The sequence below is a fragment of the Streptomyces sp. NPDC005963 genome (assembly GCF_040638655.1).
Taxonomy (GTDB): Bacteria; Actinomycetota; Actinomycetes; order Streptomycetales; family Streptomycetaceae; genus Streptomyces.
The window spans coordinates 454,841-473,424 of record NZ_JBEXVD010000001.1 but is presented as its reverse complement, the minus strand read 5'-3'; the positions used below and the strand labels follow the sequence as shown (position 1 = coordinate 473,424).

Annotated in this window: 16 protein-coding genes and 1 pseudogene; 9 read left to right on the top strand and 8 right to left on the bottom strand. The window is 66.6% G+C overall.

Annotated elements, in window-relative coordinates:
* Positions 1-663 precede the first annotated feature (663 nt).
* The 4 genes and pseudogenes from ABZ348_RS01955 (at position 664) to ABZ348_RS01940 (ending at position 5,931) form a co-directional block, all read left to right on the top strand.
* Positions 664-2,532 (top strand): 1-deoxy-D-xylulose-5-phosphate synthase, encoded by a 1,869-nt coding sequence (locus ABZ348_RS01955; RefSeq protein ID WP_358928310.1) that lies wholly within the window; start codon positions 664-666, stop codon positions 2,530-2,532.
* A complete protein-coding gene (gene ispG, locus ABZ348_RS01950; protein WP_358928308.1) occupies positions 2,532-3,680 on the top strand; it encodes a flavodoxin-dependent (E)-4-hydroxy-3-methylbut-2-enyl-diphosphate synthase in 1,149 nt (382 codons plus the stop codon). The genes ABZ348_RS01955 and ispG overlap by 1 nt, the downstream gene beginning before the upstream one ends.
* Before the next feature lie 226 nt (positions 3,681-3,906).
* Positions 3,907-4,984: pseudogene (locus ABZ348_RS01945) on the top strand (4-hydroxy-3-methylbut-2-enyl diphosphate reductase).
* 674 nt (positions 4,985-5,658) lie between these two features.
* Positions 5,659-5,931, top strand: a complete 273-nt coding sequence (locus ABZ348_RS01940) for a hypothetical protein (RefSeq protein ID WP_358928306.1) — start codon at positions 5,659-5,661, stop codon at positions 5,929-5,931.
* A 207-nt stretch (positions 5,932-6,138) separates the two neighbouring features.
* Here ABZ348_RS01940 and ABZ348_RS01935 read toward each other — a convergent pair whose 3' ends face one another.
* A complete protein-coding gene (locus tag ABZ348_RS01935) occupies positions 6,139-6,963 on the bottom strand; it encodes a hypothetical protein (protein WP_358928304.1) in 825 nt (274 codons plus the stop codon).
* Between the two features lie 147 nt (positions 6,964-7,110).
* The gene (locus tag ABZ348_RS01930; RefSeq protein WP_358928302.1) at positions 7,111-7,269 is read right to left on the bottom strand and encodes a type II toxin-antitoxin system HicA family toxin; all 159 of its coding nucleotides are present in this window, start codon (positions 7,267-7,269) and stop codon (positions 7,111-7,113) included.
* Between the two features lie 247 nt (positions 7,270-7,516).
* Between ABZ348_RS01930 and ABZ348_RS01925 the strand changes: the two genes are divergently transcribed.
* The 4 genes from ABZ348_RS01925 (at position 7,517) to ABZ348_RS01910 (ending at position 11,862) form a co-directional block, all read left to right on the top strand.
* The gene (locus ABZ348_RS01925; protein ID WP_358928300.1) at positions 7,517-8,728 is read left to right on the top strand and encodes a helix-turn-helix transcriptional regulator; all 1,212 of its coding nucleotides are present in this window, start codon (positions 7,517-7,519) and stop codon (positions 8,726-8,728) included.
* A gap of 91 nt (positions 8,729-8,819) precedes the next feature.
* The gene (locus tag ABZ348_RS01920; RefSeq protein ID WP_358928299.1) at positions 8,820-9,632 is read left to right on the top strand and encodes a DUF4253 domain-containing protein; all 813 of its coding nucleotides are present in this window, start codon (positions 8,820-8,822) and stop codon (positions 9,630-9,632) included.
* Between the two features lie 305 nt (positions 9,633-9,937).
* The gene (locus ABZ348_RS01915) at positions 9,938-10,582 is read left to right on the top strand and encodes a tetratricopeptide repeat protein (RefSeq protein WP_358928298.1); all 645 of its coding nucleotides are present in this window, start codon (positions 9,938-9,940) and stop codon (positions 10,580-10,582) included.
* A gap of 5 nt (positions 10,583-10,587) precedes the next feature.
* A complete protein-coding gene (locus ABZ348_RS01910) occupies positions 10,588-11,862 on the top strand; it encodes a glycosyltransferase (protein WP_358928297.1) in 1,275 nt (424 codons plus the stop codon).
* A 28-nt stretch (positions 11,863-11,890) separates the two neighbouring features.
* On the opposite strand, the gene rfbD is transcribed toward ABZ348_RS01910, so the two are convergent.
* From rfbD to rfbA, 4 genes are read right to left on the bottom strand one after another with little or no spacing between them, the layout of a single operon-like run.
* Complete coding sequence (rfbD, locus tag ABZ348_RS01905) at positions 11,891-12,826, bottom strand: dTDP-4-dehydrorhamnose reductase (protein ID WP_358928295.1); 936 nt, start codon at positions 12,824-12,826, stop codon at positions 11,891-11,893.
* Positions 12,823-13,797 carry a dTDP-glucose 4,6-dehydratase gene (gene rfbB / locus ABZ348_RS01900; RefSeq protein ID WP_358928293.1) on the bottom strand — a complete coding sequence of 325 codons (975 nt, stop codon included), beginning with the start codon at positions 13,795-13,797 and terminating at the stop codon, positions 12,823-12,825. Before rfbB ends, rfbD begins: the two co-directional genes overlap by 4 nt.
* Positions 13,782-14,414, bottom strand: a complete 633-nt coding sequence (gene rfbC / locus ABZ348_RS01895; RefSeq protein WP_358928291.1) for a dTDP-4-dehydrorhamnose 3,5-epimerase — start codon at positions 14,412-14,414, stop codon at positions 13,782-13,784. The genes rfbB and rfbC overlap by 16 nt, the downstream gene beginning before the upstream one ends.
* 34 nt (positions 14,415-14,448) lie before the next feature.
* Positions 14,449-15,378 (bottom strand): glucose-1-phosphate thymidylyltransferase RfbA, encoded by a 930-nt coding sequence (gene rfbA / locus ABZ348_RS01890; protein WP_358928289.1) that lies wholly within the window; start codon positions 15,376-15,378, stop codon positions 14,449-14,451.
* Positions 15,379-16,010: 632 nt separating this feature from the next.
* Between rfbA and ABZ348_RS01885 the strand changes: the two genes are divergently transcribed.
* Entirely contained in the window at positions 16,011-17,282 is a 1,272-nt protein-coding gene (locus ABZ348_RS01885) for a collagen-like protein (protein ID WP_358928287.1), read from the top strand.
* A 157-nt stretch (positions 17,283-17,439) separates the two neighbouring features.
* Here the strand turns inward: ABZ348_RS01885 and ABZ348_RS01880 are convergent, their stop codons facing one another.
* Positions 17,440-17,859 (bottom strand): DUF6069 family protein, encoded by a 420-nt coding sequence (locus ABZ348_RS01880; protein WP_358928285.1) that lies wholly within the window; start codon positions 17,857-17,859, stop codon positions 17,440-17,442.
* The gene (locus ABZ348_RS01875) at positions 17,856-18,476 is read right to left on the bottom strand and encodes a TetR/AcrR family transcriptional regulator (protein WP_358928283.1); all 621 of its coding nucleotides are present in this window, start codon (positions 18,474-18,476) and stop codon (positions 17,856-17,858) included. Before ABZ348_RS01875 ends, ABZ348_RS01880 begins: the two co-directional genes overlap by 4 nt.
* Positions 18,477-18,584 lie beyond the last annotated feature (108 nt).

The following is an 18,584-nucleotide window of genomic DNA, read 5'->3' as shown; positions in this document are numbered from 1 at the left end:
GACCTCAGCGCACCGAAAGAGGTTCCTACACTCCGGCGACCGTCGTTCCCGTCCATCAGGTCGCTTCTCCCGACGTGGGAACGACCCGGGCACCCCGTACAGAAGGTGGGCTCGTGTCCGGCCGGCGACAGGTGCCCTAGTTCCCAAGGTGCTGACCCTCTATGAGATTACCTTCTGCGCCCGTTCAACCGTCAGACCCGGTGAATCCCTTTTTCGTCGTCGATGGACGAGGGGATCGTGTGCGCTGGGACGGTGGACGGGACGAGGTGCCCGTGCGTCGGGATGGAACCCTTCGGAGTTCTGGCCGTGGGAGCGTTCCTTCGGCCCATCGGGGACGCACGGAATCGGATGCTTCTCCCGGATACCTGGGGAGGCGGAACCGGGTTCGGCCGGTTCCGCCATTCCACGGAGGCCCGTCGTCGGATCCAGCTCCCGGTGAGAGAACGGGTACCCGGGTCATTGTGAACAGCCGCACAAGCGTTCAACGTGTGCACGTATCGATCTGGTCTGCGGGGTTCCCCTTATGTGCCGGGTCCTGGCTCACTGGTAACAGGCGCCAAAAGGAGTGGCCGACTTCCCGCCGCTGCGCCGCATTCTGCCTGGCGACCGGCAGAAGCCGGCTCCTTTACCTGCCCCCATTTCCATGAGGAGGCGCGACCCTTTATGACGACGCGGACCAGCGCTCTGTTGAACACGGTCACCGACGACGGGGAAGGCGGGTTGTGCGACCTGCCCGCCGAGCATCTTTCAGTTCTGGCAGAGGAGATCAGAAGCTTCCTCGTCGAAAAGGTCTGTGCGTCGGGCGGCCATCTGGGGCCGAACCTGGGGATGGTAGAGCTCACCCTCGCGCTCCATCGGGTATTCGACTCGCCGCGCGACACGATCGTGTTCGACATCGGGCACCAGAGCTATGTGCACAAACTCCTGACGGGGCGTCGAAAGGCCTTCGACTCCCTGCGCCGGGCCGGTGGGCTGACCGGCTACCCCTCCCGTGCGGAGTCCGTGCACGATCTGGTGGAGAACTCACATGCCTCCACTGCCCTGTCGTACGCGGACGGTCTTGCGAAGGCCCGCGCCCTGTCCGGCGAGGGCGATCGGGCAGTGGTGGCGGTCATCGGCGATGGGGCCTTGACCGGCGGGATGGCATGGGAGGCGCTGGACAACATCGGTGCCGCCCCTGACCGGCCGGTGATCGTGATCATCAACGACAACGGCCGCTCTTACGCCCCCACCACGGGCGCCCTCGCAGGGCACTTGACGAAGCTCAGGCGGAACGACACCGCCAACGCGCGTGCCAACGTGTTCACTGACTTGGGCTTCGCCTACCTCGGTCCGGTGGACGGCCATGACACCGTCGCCCTTGAGGAAGCGCTGCGCGGCGCTCGGGCCATGCTCTCTCCGGTGGTGGTGCACGCGGTGACGGTGAAGGGGCGGGGGTACCGGCCGGCCGAGGCCGACGAGGCGGACTGTCTGCACGCGGTCGGTGTCGTCGATGCGTCAACCGGCCGCCCCGCAGGCTCTTCCGGGTGGTCGTGGACGAGCGTGTTCGGTCGGGAACTGCTCAAGGTGGCGGGTGAACGGGACGATGTCGTCGCAGTCACCGCCTCCATGCTGCGGCCGACCGGTCTGCACCCCATGCGGGAGGCGTACCCGACGCGGGTCTTCGACGTGGGGATCGCCGAGCAACACGCCGTCACATCAGCGGCCGGGTTGGCCATGGGCGGATTCCATCCCGTGGTGGCGATCTACGCGACGTTCCTGAACCGGGCGTTCGACCAGGTGTTGATGGACGTGGCACTGCACCGGCTGGCAGTGACGTTCGTCCTGGACCGGGCCGGAATCACCGGCCCGGACGGTGCGTCTCACCACGGTATGTGGGACCTGAACCTGCTCTCCGCCGTACCCGGGCTGCGCATGGCCGCTCCGCGGGACCCCGACCGGCTGGGAGAGTTGCTCAGGGAAGCCCTGACGCACAAGGAAGGGCCGACGGTGTTGCGCCTCCCCAAAGCCACCGTCGGCCCGTCCGTTCCCGCCCTGGCGCGGGTGGACGGCATGGACGTCCTCCACCGGCCCCGCTCCGGTGTGCCCGATGATGTCCTGCTCGTATCCGCGGGCCCACTGGCCGCACCGGCCCTGGCCGCGGCAGCCCTGCTGGAGGAGCAGGGCCTGGGGGTCACGGTCGTCGATCCCCGCTGGGTCCTCCCCATCAACCCCGCCCTGCCGACCCTCGCGGCCCGCCACCGGTCGGTCGTGACCGTGGAGGACGGTCTGCGTACGGGCGGCATGGGCACCGCACTCGCCCAGGCATGCCGCGACACCGCTGTCGCCGTCCCCGTCACCACTCTCGGCCTGCCGACCGCTTTCATCCCCCACGGCGCCCGCGACACCCTGCTCGCCCAGGCCGGTCTCGACGGGCCGGGCATCGCGGCAGCCGCCCTCGCAGCACACCGCGACCGGCTGACACCACATCCCGTCCCACCCGGCGTGGCCACGACGAACGCCATGACGGCGACAGACCCGCGGCGGGCGTGATGGCTGCCATTGACCTTGCCCTGACCACCATTCCCACGACTCCGGTGCGCCGCCGTACCCGCCCCATTCAGGTGGGGAGCGTGGCCGTCGGCGGCGGCGCACCGGTCTCCGTGCAGACCATGACCACCACCCTCACCGCCGATGTCGACGCCACCCTCCAGCAGATCGCCGAAGTCACCGCAGCGGGCTGCGACATCATCCGGGTTGCCGTTCCCTCCCAAGACGACGCGGACGCACTGCCCCGTATCGTCGCCCGGTCGAAACTCCCGGTCATCGCCGACATCCACTTCCAACCCCGCTATGTCTTCGCCGCCATCGACGCCGGTTGCGCAGCCGTACGGGTGAACCCGGGCAACATCCGCAAGTTCGACGACCGGGTCGGGGACATCGCGAAGGCCGCGGCTGCGGCGGGAGTGCCCATCCGGATCGGGGTTAACGCCGGTTCCCTCGACCCCCGGCTCCTGGCCAAGCACGGCAAGGCCACACCTCAAGCCCTCGTGGAGTCCGCGTTGTGGGAGTGCTCCCTCTTCGAGGAACACGGCTTCACCGACCTGAAGATCGCGGTCAAGCACCACGACCCGCTCACGATGGTCGCGGCGAACCGGCTCCTCGCCGCGGCGTGCGACTACCCCCTGCACCTCGGCGTCACCGAAGCCGGTCCCGCCTTCCAGGGCTCGATCAAGTCCGCCGTCGCGTACGGGATCCTGTTGGGGGAGGGGATCGGGGACACCATCCGCGTCTCCCTGTCCGCGCCGCCGGTCGAGCAGGTCAAGGCCGGTTGTCACATCCTGTCCTCCCTCGGCCTGCGCCCCCGCAAGCTGGAGATCGTCTCCTGCCCCGGCTGCGGTCGCCTCCAGGTCGACATCCACCGACTCGCCTCCCGTGTGGAAGCCGCGTTCGACGGCTTCCCCCACCCGCTGCGGGTCGCGGTGATGGGATGCGTCGTCAACGGGCCCGGCGAGGCACGGGAAGCAGACCTCGGTGTCTCCTGCGGCAACGGCAAAGGCCAGATCTTCCGCCAGGGCAGAGTCATCCGCACTGTCCCCGAACACCAGATCGTCGAAGCGCTCCTCGACGAAGCACTCCGCCTCACCGAAGGCCCTGAAGAGCCGCAAGCCTTCCCAACTGCCACTGCTGGGAACTCCTGATGACCACCACCGCTGCCCTTCCGACCGAGCCCCGTAGTCCCGACACTGCCCGACAGATCGTCGCCGTTCGACAGATTGTCACGGCGACCGGAGTGGACCACCGGGTCAAAAATATGATCACCGAAAGCCGTGCACAGGCAGTACGACACCTTCGAACAGCGCCACCGGAGCCCGCGTCCGTCCAGGCCGTGCGGGGCTTCGCCGAAATCGACGTTCGCAGGCAGACATGAGCGCACACACCCCGCCCAAGAAGGTCCTCCTGGCCGCGCCCCGAGGCTGGTGCGCCGGTGTGGACCGCGCGGTTCAGGCCGTGGAGCAGGCGTTGGAGCAGTACGGCGCCCCGATCTACGTCCGCCACGAGATCGTCCACAACACCTATGTCGTGCGGACATTGGAGAAGAAGGGGGCCATCTTCGTCGAACGCACGGACCAGGTGCCCGAGGGCTCCATCGTCATGTTCTCCGCCCACGGCGTCGCACCGGCCGTCCACGCGGAGGCCGCCGAGCGTAACCTCACCACGATCGACGCGACCTGCCCCCTGGTCACCAAGGTCCACAGAGAAGCCATCCGCTACGCGAACGACGACTACCACATCCTCCTCATCGGCCATGAAGGCCATGAGGAAGTCATCGGCACCACCGGCGAGGCACCCGACCGCATCACCCTCGTCGACGGCCCCCACGACGTTGCGAACATCGAAGTGAGGGACGAGTCCAGACTGGTCTGGCTCTCCCAGACCACCCTCTCCGTCGACGAGACCATGGAGACGGTAGACAAGTTGAAGGAGAGATTCCCGCAGCTCGTCTCACCTCCGAGTGACGACATCTGCTACGCCACCCAGAACCGCCAGGCAGCCGTGAAGAAACTCGCCGAGCAGGCCGAGTTGGTCATCGTCGTCGGCTCCACGAACTCCTCCAACTCCGTCCGCATGGTCGAGGTCGCCCTCCACTCCGGCGCCGGGGCCGCCCATCTCGTCGACGATGCCCACGGCATCGACGAAGCCTGGCTCCACGACGTCGTGACCGTCGGTGTCACATCCGGTGCCTCCGCCCCCGATGTCCTCGTCGACGGTGTGCTGCGCTTCCTTGCCCACCACGGATACACCGGACGTTGAAACCGTCAGGACCGCCGACGAATCCATCACGTTCGCCCTGCCTCAAGAACTGCGTCGCAACCTGCGCAACGACAACCCTTCCCCACGGTCCGGGCCGGCAAGGACCCGGCTCGCGAGGTCGCCGTCGGATGCTCCAGCACCTGACCTTCGCTCCACCGACCAACGGGACGACCCGGGCGGACAGAGATGACCGGGCACGATCCCGCCGTTGCCTCTCGCCAGGTCGAACGGGCCCCGAGTTCCATCGGTGGCTCCCCGATCGCCCGCGATCGGGCCCGCGCGCCACGCCCGGCCGGTGACGGGCTCGGCCGTCGTGTGCTCTCCCGTGAGGGGCTGACTCCCCACCCCGCACGCAGATCCTTAGCCGCAGTCGTTCCAGGTACTTCCCCACGGCGAACGACGTGCCGGACCAGGTCATGGGGTGCGTGCGTCGGCCGGCGGAGTCCGCGGACCACGTTCACCGGTGTCCGGCGGGCTGCCCGGATCCCCTCTGAGATCCATTGCGACTGAGATCCATTGCGACGGAAACCGCAAGGAGGCTCGCCGGTGAAGTTCTGCTCCATTCGTGGGGACGTCGGCCGTGAGGTGACAGCGCCGGCCCGTGAGCGGGGAGGGAGTGTGCAGGACTCACCTGTACAGGAGGTTTTGATGCGCACTTCCGTCACGATAGCGAGCGGCCTGCTGGCTCTCGGGCTCGCCAGTGTGGCCGTTCCCGCAGCCGCAGCTCATTCGGGAGACAAGGACCAGGACTGCGTCACGTATGTCGGGAACCACAACTGCCAAACTCCCGGCCCTCCCGGCCCTGCGGGACCTGCCGGGCCCGCGGGTCCCCAAGGTCCTGCTGGTCCGCAAGGTCCCGCTGGTGTGCCGAAGCCCACGATCGTCGTCACCGGCACTCCCGTGCTCCACGACCAGAACTCGCCGTTTCCCTTCAAGGTGACGGCCACCTGCCCGGACGGGACCACCTTGACGGGTGGTGGGTGGAGTGCAACGCCGAGCGATGTCCTCGGAGTGTCCAGCGAGTACCCCGACGCGGCGGCCAAGACGTGGACGGTCGAACTGCTACCGAGCTTCAACGCGACCGACACGTCCACGGCGACGGTGACGGCCTACGCCCTGTGCCTGCCGACGACCTAAGCGGTTCGTTGCAAGCGGCGAGAGGGTGACGAGCGAGGGCCTCGTTGGTGTGTCCGTGACGACCCAAACGAGGCCCTCGCTGTGCGTAGATGCGTATGGCGCCCGTGCTGTGGGCTACCTTGCCTGCCGGCTCATCGCACCGGGGGCCGACGGTCCACGGACTGCGCGCGGGGCCGCGTCCCTTCGCGGACGCCACAGGCAACGGGATCAGGAACACTTCGGCTTCTGGCCCGGACGGACATCCCTCTGTTCCTGGCACTGCAGGAGGTTCCTGGGGGACATCGTCCATATGTACTCGGCCGGCCAGTACCCGATGGCCGCGCCGTCCTCAGTGCCCAGCAGGGGTCCGTCGTCGTCGGAGACAATGACCTTCTTGTGTCGGATGCTCGTTTCGAGACCGATCGTCAAGCTGTATCTGAAGGGTCCAGTTGAGCCAGTGAGGTCCACCAGTACGTTCTGCTGGGCCTCTTTGAGTTGGCTCACCTTGTGCCCGTTGATGACACTCGGATGCGAACTGTACCCGTCTGTGTCGACGGTCGAAAAATCCCCTGGATCGTGCCAGAACATTTTGGAGCCAGGTCGCGGAAGGCAGGAGAGCCTTATGACTGGCGCGCGACTGACATCTGGGGATCTGGGTAGATGATCCTTCCTCATTTCAATCGATGTGATTCGGATGTTGGTCGCAAAATTGGCGGAGAGTGTGAGTGTGTGCAAGGCGCTCACCGTGGGGACGGCTCCCTGGGCCAATGCCCACTTGTGCATACTGCGACAGTCTCGAACCGCGGCCGGTGGATCGCGTCGGGCGAGTTCTTCGGATGCCATCAAGACCCAACCTTTTTCCGTGCCCAGGTCACTCATGCCGAGCTTTACAGAGAACTCCGGTTTCTCCCCAGTCGCCAAGTGGTCCTTCTCGTGCTTCTTGGGCGGTTTTGAACCAGGCGTACTGTGCGTCGACGGGAATAAGAGGTAGCCGGCGATAAGTCCGGCCGTTAATGCGGCCGTGATCGAGATCAAACTTCCCTTGCGGTGCATCGAAGTTTTCCCTTTCCGGTGAATCTACTTTCGCTCTTCCTGCCTGCGCCGTACGCCCTGACGGATTCTTTCGATGGCAGTCGGGTGCCGCATTGTACCCTGATATGCACTCCATCTGTCCAGAGTCATGATTCTCCCTATTTCTCTTCAACGATCGAGAGCCCTTCGCAAGATTTGATAGTGGGTTCCCTTTGCGATCTGTGCATGGTTGGGCACGCTGACCATTCGATTTCCTCCACCGCGCAGGACGCAATGTGTGCCGTTGCGGATCATGCGGAATCCGCGCCTCTTGAGGAACTCGATCATCTCGGCGGCAGAGCACGGGAAGGGGGGAGGTTGGTCCGCACGGCGTCGAGTGGGCATTGGCTGGCTTCTCCTTGAAGGTTGCCTCCGGCGGCAGGGCGAGGCGCCCGGCGCGGAGTGAATGCGCCTTCAGTCAGAAGCCTGGGTGTGTCTCGAAGCCAGCACGTCGGACGAAAACGGTGAACCCCGGACGGCTTCGGATCGGCATCGGTAGAGTGCGGGACATTCTTGAGGCGTCAGGGGTCGGAGCATGGAACACCACACGAGCGGTGCCGTAGAAGAGTTCGGAAGCTGGCTGCGGGACTTGCGCATCGAGCACGGAGGGTTGACCTACGACGCACTCTGTAGAAAAACCGGTATACCTAGATCAACCATTGCGGATGCCTTCTCTGGAAAACGCTTACCCGCTTATGACAATGCTCAGATGCTTGTTGCGAAAATTGTTGGAAGCAGCGAGCTCGAAGAAGAGTGTCGTCAGCGCTGGGTCGCCGCGAAGAAGGCGCGGGAGGGGATGGTCAATCCCGTTCGCGCTGAATCAGCGAGCGCTTACGGTACTTCCAAGGAACCTTTCCCCCGCTCGACGGGCGAGCCGATGGATACGGCATCGGAAGAACCGTCGACCGCGGACCGGCGGAGCGGGTTGCGCCTGCTGGTCGGTGGCATCCTTGTTTTCTCGCTCGGCATCAGTGTGATGTACGGATACAGGGCAATGGAAGATCGGGGTGGTAGTTCGGATGGCACGGTGCCCGAAGGTGTGGATCGCGATATGGCTGTGTATGCCGAGTTGCTCGACCAACCGGACATGGGTCTGACCGTTGCGGCGGAGAATGACTTCATCCCCTCACCCAAGGACCGCAAGGTTCTTTCCGCTCCCTACGCCGTGGGTGGCCCAAAGTACTTTGAAATCGTCAGGAATTCGGCGAATGCGATTGAGGTCGAGTCAGTGACGACAAGCATCTTGTTGACCAATAAGCGAGATCGAAAGATCAAAATCGTCAACATCGGACTTGACATCGTGGAGCGTGGCAAGCCTTGGGCTGGAACTCTCTTCTGCATTCCTCCGCAGGCGGGATCACCGAATATGCAGATGTTTTTCGATCTGGACAGTGTGAAGCCGATCGCGCGCACGACGGACGAGGCCATGAACAAAGTCGGACCTTCCTTCTTCTTCAGTAAGACGATCGACTTGGAGAAGAAGGGTCAGGAGACTCTGGCGGTGCGGGCGGTGACCAAGAGAAACTTCGTTGCCTTTCGACTTCTGGTTACCTATGTCATCGATCAGGAGCGCAAAGTGGCGGTCATTGACCATAATGGCCGACCGTTTCGTGTCACCGGTCTCAGCGAGGCTGGTGGGGGAAATTATGCCTATAGCCGGTTCTATGCGAGTACGGGCACACTCAGCTTGAGGGAAGTCGGGCGCGGGGCGATGGAGAAGCGTTCTGCCTGCCAGGTCGCGGGGTGACCCAAGCTGGCGGTCAGGTGCTTTCGCCTGGACCGGCGAAGGGCGCTGTCGACTGTGCGTAGGTGTCAGACCCCCGGACTAGCATGCGCGAATGACCTCTGAACACCATCTGCTTCTCGAAACCCCACTGCCACCAGGCCGAATGGTCGCGTCCGATGACGGCAGCGGAGTCAACCAGCCCCTCTGGCTGAGTGACGGGCCGGCCTCCGCCGGATTGTGGACACGGATACGTGCCGAACACAGCCGCACCGGGCTGTGGCCGCTCCTGCTCGATTCCCGGGATCCCCGCAACGACGAGTTCCCGCCTTGGGGCTCGGGTGAACTGTCCCCCGAGCGCATGTCTTCGCCCGGAGCTCACGATCCGGCGGCACTCCTCGCACGGTGGTGGCGCGAGCACACTGTCGTGGACGAGGAAGACGACACACCTCCGCCCGGCGATCGGCTACCCGTCACCGCGCCCTTCGGGCAGCAATGGCCGGACCTCGCCCCCGGCCGTCCGGCCGCATCCGATCCCGACAAGGAGGCCGACGAGCACGCGCACTTCTTCGTCTCCCTCCGGCCGCGAGTCCGGCTCGGGCTGATCCCCGCAGCTTCAGGTGCTGACGCGCTCGCCGTTGTGGGATGGGAGGGGCCCGTCAACTATGACAACGACACCGCGAAGTTCTCCGCCGTGTTGCGCAGCTGGGAACAGCGCTTCGGCGCGCGCGTCGTCGCCGCAGGGTTCGACACCCTCCATCTCAGCGTAGCCACACCCCCGACGCAGATGGAAGACGCCCTCCTCGTCGCCGCGGAGCACTTCGCGTTCTGCCCGGACAACATCTGGCAGAGCTCCCATTTCCCTACGCTGACCTCCTACGCCGAACGACTCGTCGACACCTACTTCTGGGACTTCTGGTGGGACTGACTGCACGTCAGGGGTGCGAAGCGCGCCGCGCCGTGAGGCCGGCGGCGGATCAGGGGCGCGACGCTCCGGGGCCGGGTAGTCGGCCCTAGCTGCTGGGCCAGTGAAGGGGGCAGTCAGGGCTGTCGGCATCGGGTACGGGGCGTGTTGACCGCTCTGCGGCGGCAGGGGCCTATGAGGCGGGGCGCCTGGGCCGCTCTGCGTACGTTCGAGTGGTCTGCGGGGAGCCGGGCCCGTGAGAGATGACGGCACGGCAGGCGCGTCGTTTACCTTGACCGCCGTATCCCTATCGACCCGAATGGTGATAGATGAGACGAATGTGGACGGGAGTCGGAGTAGCGGTCGCGCTCGCCGCCGGAGCCGTCGTCTGGGTCGTCACGGCGACCCATTCGACCCCGGCATCGAACCATGACGCGTTCGACAACGCGAACGGCAACAGGCTCAGGGTCGACGCCTTGTTGGAGTCCGGTCTGTTGCTGGTCCGCCATCAGGACATCCCCAATGCCGAGATCACCTTTAAACAGGTCCTGGCCCTGGACCCGAAGAACAAGTTCGCCTGGTACAACCTTGGCGTCCTCGCCCAGAACGAGGGCCGCCCCGGGGACGCCCACAAGGCGTACGACGCCGCCCTGAAGACCGACGCGTCGTACACCTCGGCGCTCTTCAACAAGGCGCTGCTGCTGGAGAAGAGCGACCCCGACGCGGCACTCAAGCTCCTGCGGCGAGCTGTCGTCGCCAACCCGAAGGCGTCCACCGCCTACTTCCACATCGGCGAGACGCTGGCCCGCGAGGGCCGGGGCGAACAGGCGCGGGACGCCTACCGCCAGGCCGTCGAGCTCGACTCCGCCCTGCGCTCCCACGTGCCGCAGGCGTTCAGGGAGTCGGTCGCCTCCAGCACCTCACCCGACGAGAGCACCGAAGCCGCCGTGAACTCCGAGCCCCCAGGCAGGTAGCGCAGATGACGTCGACCACGAGACCCAAGTTCTCCATCTTCACCCCCAGCCACCGGCCACGATTCCTGGACGAGTGCCTGGCCACGCTCCAGGCGCAATCCTGCCGTGATTGGGAGTGGATCGTCCTCCTCAACAACGGCGCCCGGTGGCGACCCGAGCAACCCGACGAGCGGATCCGCGTGGAGATCGCCGACGACATCCGGGGTGTCGGCGCGACGAAGCGCAGGGCGTGTGAACTCGCCCGGGGCGAGATTCTGGTCGAACTCGACCACGACGACCTGCTCGCCCGTGACTGTCTGGCCGAGTTGGAGAGGGCGTTCGACGAGAATCCGGACGCCGTCTTCGTCTACAGCAACACCGCCCAAATCACCGAGGACGGCGAACGGGACGACTCCCGGTTCAACGAGGCGTACGGCTGGCAGTACGAAGAGGTACTCGTCGACGGCCGGCAGCTGCTGGCAGCCAAGACCATGGCGCCGACGCCACACAACGTCTCGTACATCTGGTACGCACCCAATCATGTGCGCGCGTTCCGCCGGGACGCCTATATGAAGGTCGGCGGCTACGACGCCACCCGTTTGGTCCTGGACGACCAGGACCTGATGTGTCGACTGTTCCAAGTGGGCGACTTCCACCACATCGAACGCTGCCTCTACCTCCAACGCATGCACGCGGGAAACACCCAACGCGATGCAGAAGTCAACGCGCACATCCAGCGGGAGACGGTCGCCCTCTACGACAAGTACGTGGAGGCCAACGCACTGGCCTGGAGCCGGCGCCACGGGCTGCTCGCACTGGACCTCGGCGCGGCACACCGCAAGCCGCCGGGCTATCTGGGCGTGGACCAGCACCCGGGGGACGGCGTGGACATCGTGGCGACGCTGCCCGACCGGCTGGACCTGCCGGACAACTCGGTCGGCCTGATCCGTGCGGTGGACTTCCTGGAACACGTACCCGCGAAGGTGCCGCTCATCAACGAGCTCTACCGGCTGCTGGCGCCCGGGGGAATGCTGCTGACCACGACGCCTAGCTCGGACGGGCGCGGGGCCTATCAGGACCCCACGCATGTTGCGTTCTACAACGAGAACTCCTTCTGGTACTACACGGATAACCAGTACCGGACGTTCGTCCCCGAGATCGAGGCGCGCTTCCAGAGTTCCCGTCTGGTGACGTACTTCCCGACCGAGTGGCACTCCTCGAACAACATCTCCTACGTGGTGGCCAACCTGATCGCCATGAAGGAGGGCGCAACGCGCTGCGGCGGACCCTTGCTGGTCTGAGACGGCACCCCGGTTCGCGCTGCGGCCCTCACCCCACCACAAGGGTGAGGGCCGCAGCGCGAGCGGCGGCACCCGGCTCCGCGAACCGGGGGGTTTTCAGCGCAGCCGCCAACTGGTCCCGCCACCCCGGCTGGCAGAAGACACCGGCGCGAGCCCATGCGCCATGGGCCAACACTCCGTACGCCGGTCGCACCGCTGGCCTCGGGAACGCGGCCGAGCCGACGGGGCGAACGCGCTCGGGGTCGAGCCCGCTCAGCCGGTACACCTCCCGGGCCAGCCCGTACCAGGTCGTGCACCCCGACGCCGTACCGTGGTAGACGCCCGCCGGAGCACGCCCGGCCAGTGCGGCGCTGCCGAGCGCGGCCAGTTGTCTGGCGAGCCCCGCCGACCACGTGGGCTGCCCGTACTGGTCCGCGACCACGTCCACGCTCGCCCTCCTGCCGGCGAGTTCGAGCATCGTGGCCACGAAGTTGGATCCGTGCGTGCCGTAGAGCCAGGCCGTGCGCACGGTGTATCCGGTGCGCGGGAGCAGTTCGGCGACCGCCCGCTCGCCCAGCAGTTTGCCCCGACCGTACGCGTTGAGCGGCCCGGTCGGTGCGTCCTCGGCATACGGTCGGCCCGCGCCGCCGGAGAGGACGTAGTCGGTGGAGACGTGGAGCAGAACCGCCCCCGACTCGGCACAGGCGTGGGCGAGGTGCCGTACGCCCCTGCCGTTGACGGCGGTCGCCGCCGCTTCGTTCGCCTCCGCACCGTCCACATCGGTCCAGGCCGCGCAATTGACGACCACCCGGCGGCCGGCGACTGCGACCCGCACCGCCTCCGGGTCGGTGATGTCGAGCTCGCCGCGGGTCAGCCCGGTCACCTCGATGTCCTGAGCGGAAGCGAGTTCCGCCACAACGTCGCGGCCGAGTATGCCGCCCGCACCGGTCACCAGCCAGGCCGTCCTCGCAGCGGACCCCCTCATACCCGCTCCGATCCGGCCCTGAGCGGCTCCCACCAGCAGCGGTTGTCCCGGTACCAGCCGACGGTGGCCGCGAGGCCCTCCCCGAACACAACCCTCGGCGCGTAGCCGAGTTCTTCGCGGATCTTGCTGTCGTCCAATGAGTAACGCAGGTCGTGGCCCTTGCGATCGGCCACCCGGACGACCCGGTCCCAGTCCGCGCCGACCGCATCGAGGAGCAGCCCGGTGAGCGCGTGGTTGCTGACCTCGGTGCCACCGCCGATGTGGTACACCTCCCCGGCCCTCCCGCCACGCAACACCAGCTCGATGCCGCGACAGTGGTCGGAGACATGCAGCCAGTCGCGGATGTGGCGACCGTCGCCGTACAGCGGAACGGTCTTCCCATCGAGGAGTTGGGTGATGAACAACGGGATGACCTTCTCGGGGAACTGATGCGGCCCGTAGTTGTTGGTGCACCGGGTGACCACGACGTCCAGACCGTGGGTGCGGTGGTAGGCGAGTGCCAGAAGATCAGCCGCGGCCTTGGAAGCGGAGTAGGGCGAGTTGGGCGCGAGCGGCCACTCCTCGGTCCATGAACCCTCGCTGATCGAGCCGTACACCTCGTCCGTCGACACCTGTACGAACCGACCCACACCATGCCGCAGCGCCGCGTCCAACAGGACCTGGGTACCGACCACATTGGTGTGGACGAACGGCCCGGCTCCCTCGATCGACCGGTCCACGTGCGACTCGGCCGCGAAGTGCACGACGACGTCCTGCCCCGCCATCACCTGGCCGACCACATCGGGATCGCACACATCGCCGCGAACGAAACGGTACCCGGGATGGTCAGCGACCGACGCGAGGTTCGCCTCCACCCCGGAGTACGTGAGCGCGTCAAGGACCGTGATGTGCGCCGCCGGATCGGATCGCAGCCAACCGCGGACGAACTCCGAACCGATGAACCCGGCCCCACCGGTCACGAGGAGACGCATGTCGCTCCCTGAGTCCCATGGGTCTCCCACTGCAGCCGTCGCCGATGAGCGACACACTCCTCGTAGCTGGGCAACAAGCCCCGCAGTCCGGCATCCGTCAGCGTGGGCGCCGCAGCGTCCTTGTCGGAAAGCTCCGGGGTGAGCCCGTCGGGCCAGGGAATCGCCAACACCGGATCGAGGGGGTGGATGCCGAACTCCCGGTCCGGCGCATACCCCTCGGAACAGAGGTAGACCACGACGGAGCCCTCCTCCAATGCCATGAAGGCATGACCCAGGCCCTCCGACAGATACACGGCCCGGTGCTCCCGATCATCGAGGCGCACCGCCTCCCAGGTGCCGAACGTGGGGGAGCCGGTACGGATGTCCACCACCACGTCGAGCACCGCTCCACTGACGCACGTCACGTACTTGGCCTGCCCCGGCGGCACCGCGGCGTAGTGGATTCCCCGCAAGGTGCCGCGCCCGGACTTGGAGCAGTTCGCCTGCTCCAGGCGCAGTGGGTGACCGGTCAGTCCACGGAACCGGTCGGCCTTGAACCACTCGTGGAAGCGCCCCCTGCGATCCGCGAACACCTGCGGCGTGTCCACCCAGGCGCCTTCGATACCCAACGGTTCCACCCGAAGCGCTCCTTCCGTCTTCGCGGCCTTCGATTCAGACACTCGCCACGGGCTGCGCCTGCGATCCGCCATCCCGGGGCGATACGACGGCGTACTGCCCGTCGTGCTCCAACAGGTCCAACAAGTACTGTCCGTATCCACTCGTCAGGAGCGGACGTGCCAGGGCGCGGAGCTGGTCGTCGTCGATCAGACCGATCCGCCAGGCCGCTTCCTCCACACAGCCGATCTTGAGGCCCTGGCGCTCCTCGACGACCCGGACGAACTCGGACGCCTGGACCATGGACGCGAAGGTCCCCGTGTCCAGCCAGGCCGTGCCCCGGTCGAGCCGGGTGACGGCGAGTTCGCCGGCCTCCAGGTAGACGCGGTTGAGATCGGTGATCTCCAACTCGCCACGCGGGCTCGGCCGCAGCCCGCGGGCGATCTCCACCACGCGGTTGTCATAGAAGTAGAGTCCCGGCACGGCGTAACGGGACCTCGGGCGGGAGGGCTTCTCTTCGATCGACAACGCCCTGCCGTGCTCGTCGAACTCGACCACACCGTAGGCCGAGGGGTTCGCCACCTGGTACGCGAAGACATGACCGCCGTGCGTCCGACCCACCCGCTCCAGCCGGGCGCTCAGCCCCGAACCGTGGAAGATGTTGTCACCGAGGATCAGTACGACCGACTCGCCCCCGATGAAATCGGCACCCAGCAGAAACGCCTGGGCGATGCCTTCCGGCCGCTCCTGCGTCGCGTAGTCGATGCGCAGGCCGAGCTGACTGCCGTCGCCGAGCAGCGAGCGGAAGTGTTGTTGGTGTTCCGGGGTCGTGATGACGAGGACTTCACTCACGCCCGCCAGTACCAGCGTGGAGAGCGGGTAATAGACCATCGGTTTGTCGAACACCGGCAGAAGCTGTTTCGAAATGGAACGGGTCAGCGGCCAGAGCCGTGAACCCGTACCACCAGCCAGCAGAATTCCACGCATGGGTACTCAGGGGCGTGATGCCTGTGCAGGCCCGCTGCCCCGTCCCCCTTTCACTTCGGGCCTGCGATTTCCCGCACACGGCGCACCGATGGTCTTCCTGACATGGTCACATCGCTTTCGAATAGCAGATTTCGCCAGCCAGAGAGTACAGACCGCTTCCCTCCTACGAGCTGTTCCCGCTGGCACGGCATGTCGCACGCCGATCGGCGGTCGTAGGCCCCGCGCGGACTTCCGGGAGCTGGCGCCGCAGATTGTGGTGCTTCTTCACATGCAACACCCACCCGTAGTCGGACCCCGCTTTCGGGGGCTCAGTGGGTCGCTGCCAAGGAAGCTCCACGGCCTCCATCGAACGATATGTAACGGAGTCCGCGGCCATTCGATCTGCGACGAACGCCACCACGTCACCGCTTTGCGTCTCCATTCGTGTGATGTTTCATATGTGCCGCGAGCCATTTGCGTGCTCGGCCTCGGATCCTGCTGAAGATGACCCGGCTCATCATCCTCTACGAACGTCGCACAAATGCACGTTCGGACCACAGTTGCCATACGCGGTAGCTGTGTCGGGTTCTCTGACAGCTTTTCACCTGGCTGCTGGGACCCGACTCCGTCACTTCTTCGTGAGAGGAATTCAGTTGAACCGTAAAACCATCAGCCGTAGCCGGGTGAGAGCCATCACCATGGTTTCGGTCGGCACGTTGGCTGCCGTGCTCAACGTGGTGCCGAGTGCGGTGGCCGTCGCCGATGCCGTCGAGCGCTCGGGCACTCAGCACAGCTTGGGCCTGCCAGGACCGAACGGTGCCACGTCGGTCAGTGGACAGAACGCCGACCCTGATCGACCAAGAGGCGACGGCGGCGGGAAGGGCAAGGGCGGCCAGCAGGGCGGGCCGCGAGGCCCGCAGGGTCCCCAGGGGGCGACCGGTCCGCAGGGCCCGCAGGGTGCTACTGGCGCACAGGGCAGCACCGGCGCACAGGGAGCCAGTGGTACGCAGGGCGCCACCGGATCTCAGGGCCCCCAGGGCTCCCAGGGTGCCAACGGTACGAACGGTGCGCAGGGTACCCCCGGATCTCAGGGCCCCCAGGGTACGCAGGGCGCCACCGGTGCTCAGGGTTCTAACGGCACCCAGGGCACCCAGGGCACCCAGGGCGCTCAGGGCGCTCAGGGTTCCAACGGCACCCAGGGACCTCAGGGTACGCAGGGCGCCAACGGCACCACCGGTACGCAGGGTGCTAACGGGGCCCAGGGCCCCCAGGGTACGCAGGGCACCGCCGGTGCTCAGGGTTCCAACGGCACCCAAGGTCCTCAGGGCGCTCAGGGCGCCAACGGGACCCAGGGTGCCAACGGTACGGATGGTGCGCAGGGTGCCACCGGATCTCAGGGCCCCCAGGGCACGCAGGGCACCGCCGGTGCTCAGGGTTCTAATGGCACCCAGGGCGCTCAGGGCGCTCAGGGTTCCAACGGCACCCAGGGACCTCAGGGTACGCAGGGCGCCAACGGCACCACCGGTACGCAGGGTGCTAACGGGGGCCAGGGTCCTCAGGGTACGCAGGGCGCCACCGGTGCTCAGGGTTCTAATGGCACCCAGGGCACTCAAGGCGCCACCGGCGCACAGGGTCCGCAGGGTCCGGCGACGCTGAGCACCTATGTCATCCGAGGCCCTCAGGCCCTCCCGGTGCTCATTGGCGTCGGCGTGACGTCCACGGCCAACTGCCTGGCCGGCGACGTGGCCACCGGCGGTGGCTATGACACCTTCGGGCTGCTCAGCACGGTCAACGTCATTGAGAACGCCCCGATCCCCAAGGGCGCCGGCACTCAGTCCGGGCCGGCCACTGGATGGCAGACCCAGGCATCCGTCACGGTGCTCGGCGGCGGGTTCCAGGCATACGTGGTCTGTGTGGACCAGTAGCCCAGATCAGGCATGTCCGGCTGAGGTAGTTACTCGTCGTCGTCGAGTAGGCGTGTGACTCCGGTCGGTCCACTGGTGTGGTGGAGCTTGCTTCCCGCGGCTCCACCACACCAACGGGCGCGGTGAGCGCCGAACAACGCGAGTTTCAAGAACGCTGTCACACCTGCAACTGGTTGGCGGGCGGTGGTGTGGGCGTGGCGTCCTTGGTGCGCAGGCCCGGGATCAATACCGCCGCCACCGCCAGGTGCATCAGGGCCAGCGTGGTCCGGGTGCCGGCGTCCATGCCGTCCCCGGTCAACGGGAGGAAGGACACGGCCAGTACGGTCATGGCGAGTCCGGTCCAGATGGCACGGGCGCGGCGTGACCACAGCCGTTCCAGGAGGGCCAGGAGCCCCCAGCCGGCGAGCACTGCAAGAAACGCGGCTAACACCACCGACGTCACACCGATGTCGAGCGTCTGCTCGCCGTCGACGATCCCCAGCCGGTGCCCCAGTATCGGGTCCGCGGCCAGCCACACCAGGACGGGTGCCAGAGCCGCAAGGCCCGTGACCGCCAAGCGCCGCCTATGCGCGCTCACTTGCTGCCGCCCGCGAGTGCGCCGTGCAGGAAGATCTCCACCAGTTCCTCCGTGATCAGCTCCTGCTCCTCCTCCATGTGCGTCTGGGTGAAGAGCAGCCCGAAGAAGAGGGCCGCGATTTGCTCCGGCGGCCGGCGCAGCCCGGCCGCCTCGGGCTCCAGCAACTCCGCGAGGGCCGCACGGATGCGCGCCGTCGACTCCTCTCGGCCGGCGCCGCGCACCGTTCCAGGGTGCTTGCCGCCACGGTGTCCGGAGGCGTGCAACGAGCCGGCGATCACCCCCATGCGGGACAGATGCGCCCGGAGCGCCTGGGCTGCCTCGGCGAGCCGCTCGGGCAGCGGTTGGGATAGTTCGATCGTGCTGAGTTCGCGGATCGCGTGTTCGGGGGAGAGCGCCTCCGCCAGGCAGGCTTGCAGCAACTCGTCCTTGTCGGCGAAGACCCGGAAGATCGTGCCCTCCCCGATGCCCGCGGCACGGGCGACCTTCGCGGTGGTCACCGCGGCGCCGTACTCGGCGATCAGCGGAATCGTGGTCTGGATGATCATCGCGCGCCGTTGTTCCGGTGACATGCCGGGGGCTCGGCGGCGGGTGGTCTGGTTCTCCTTGGGTGCTGTCATGACGACAAGAGTACGGAGTGAGTGCTCACTCCGTCAATGAGTGAGCACTCACTCCGCGATTCTCCGGCGCCCGTGCCGAGTTCCGATCGCTCGTCCTGCCCACCGCGG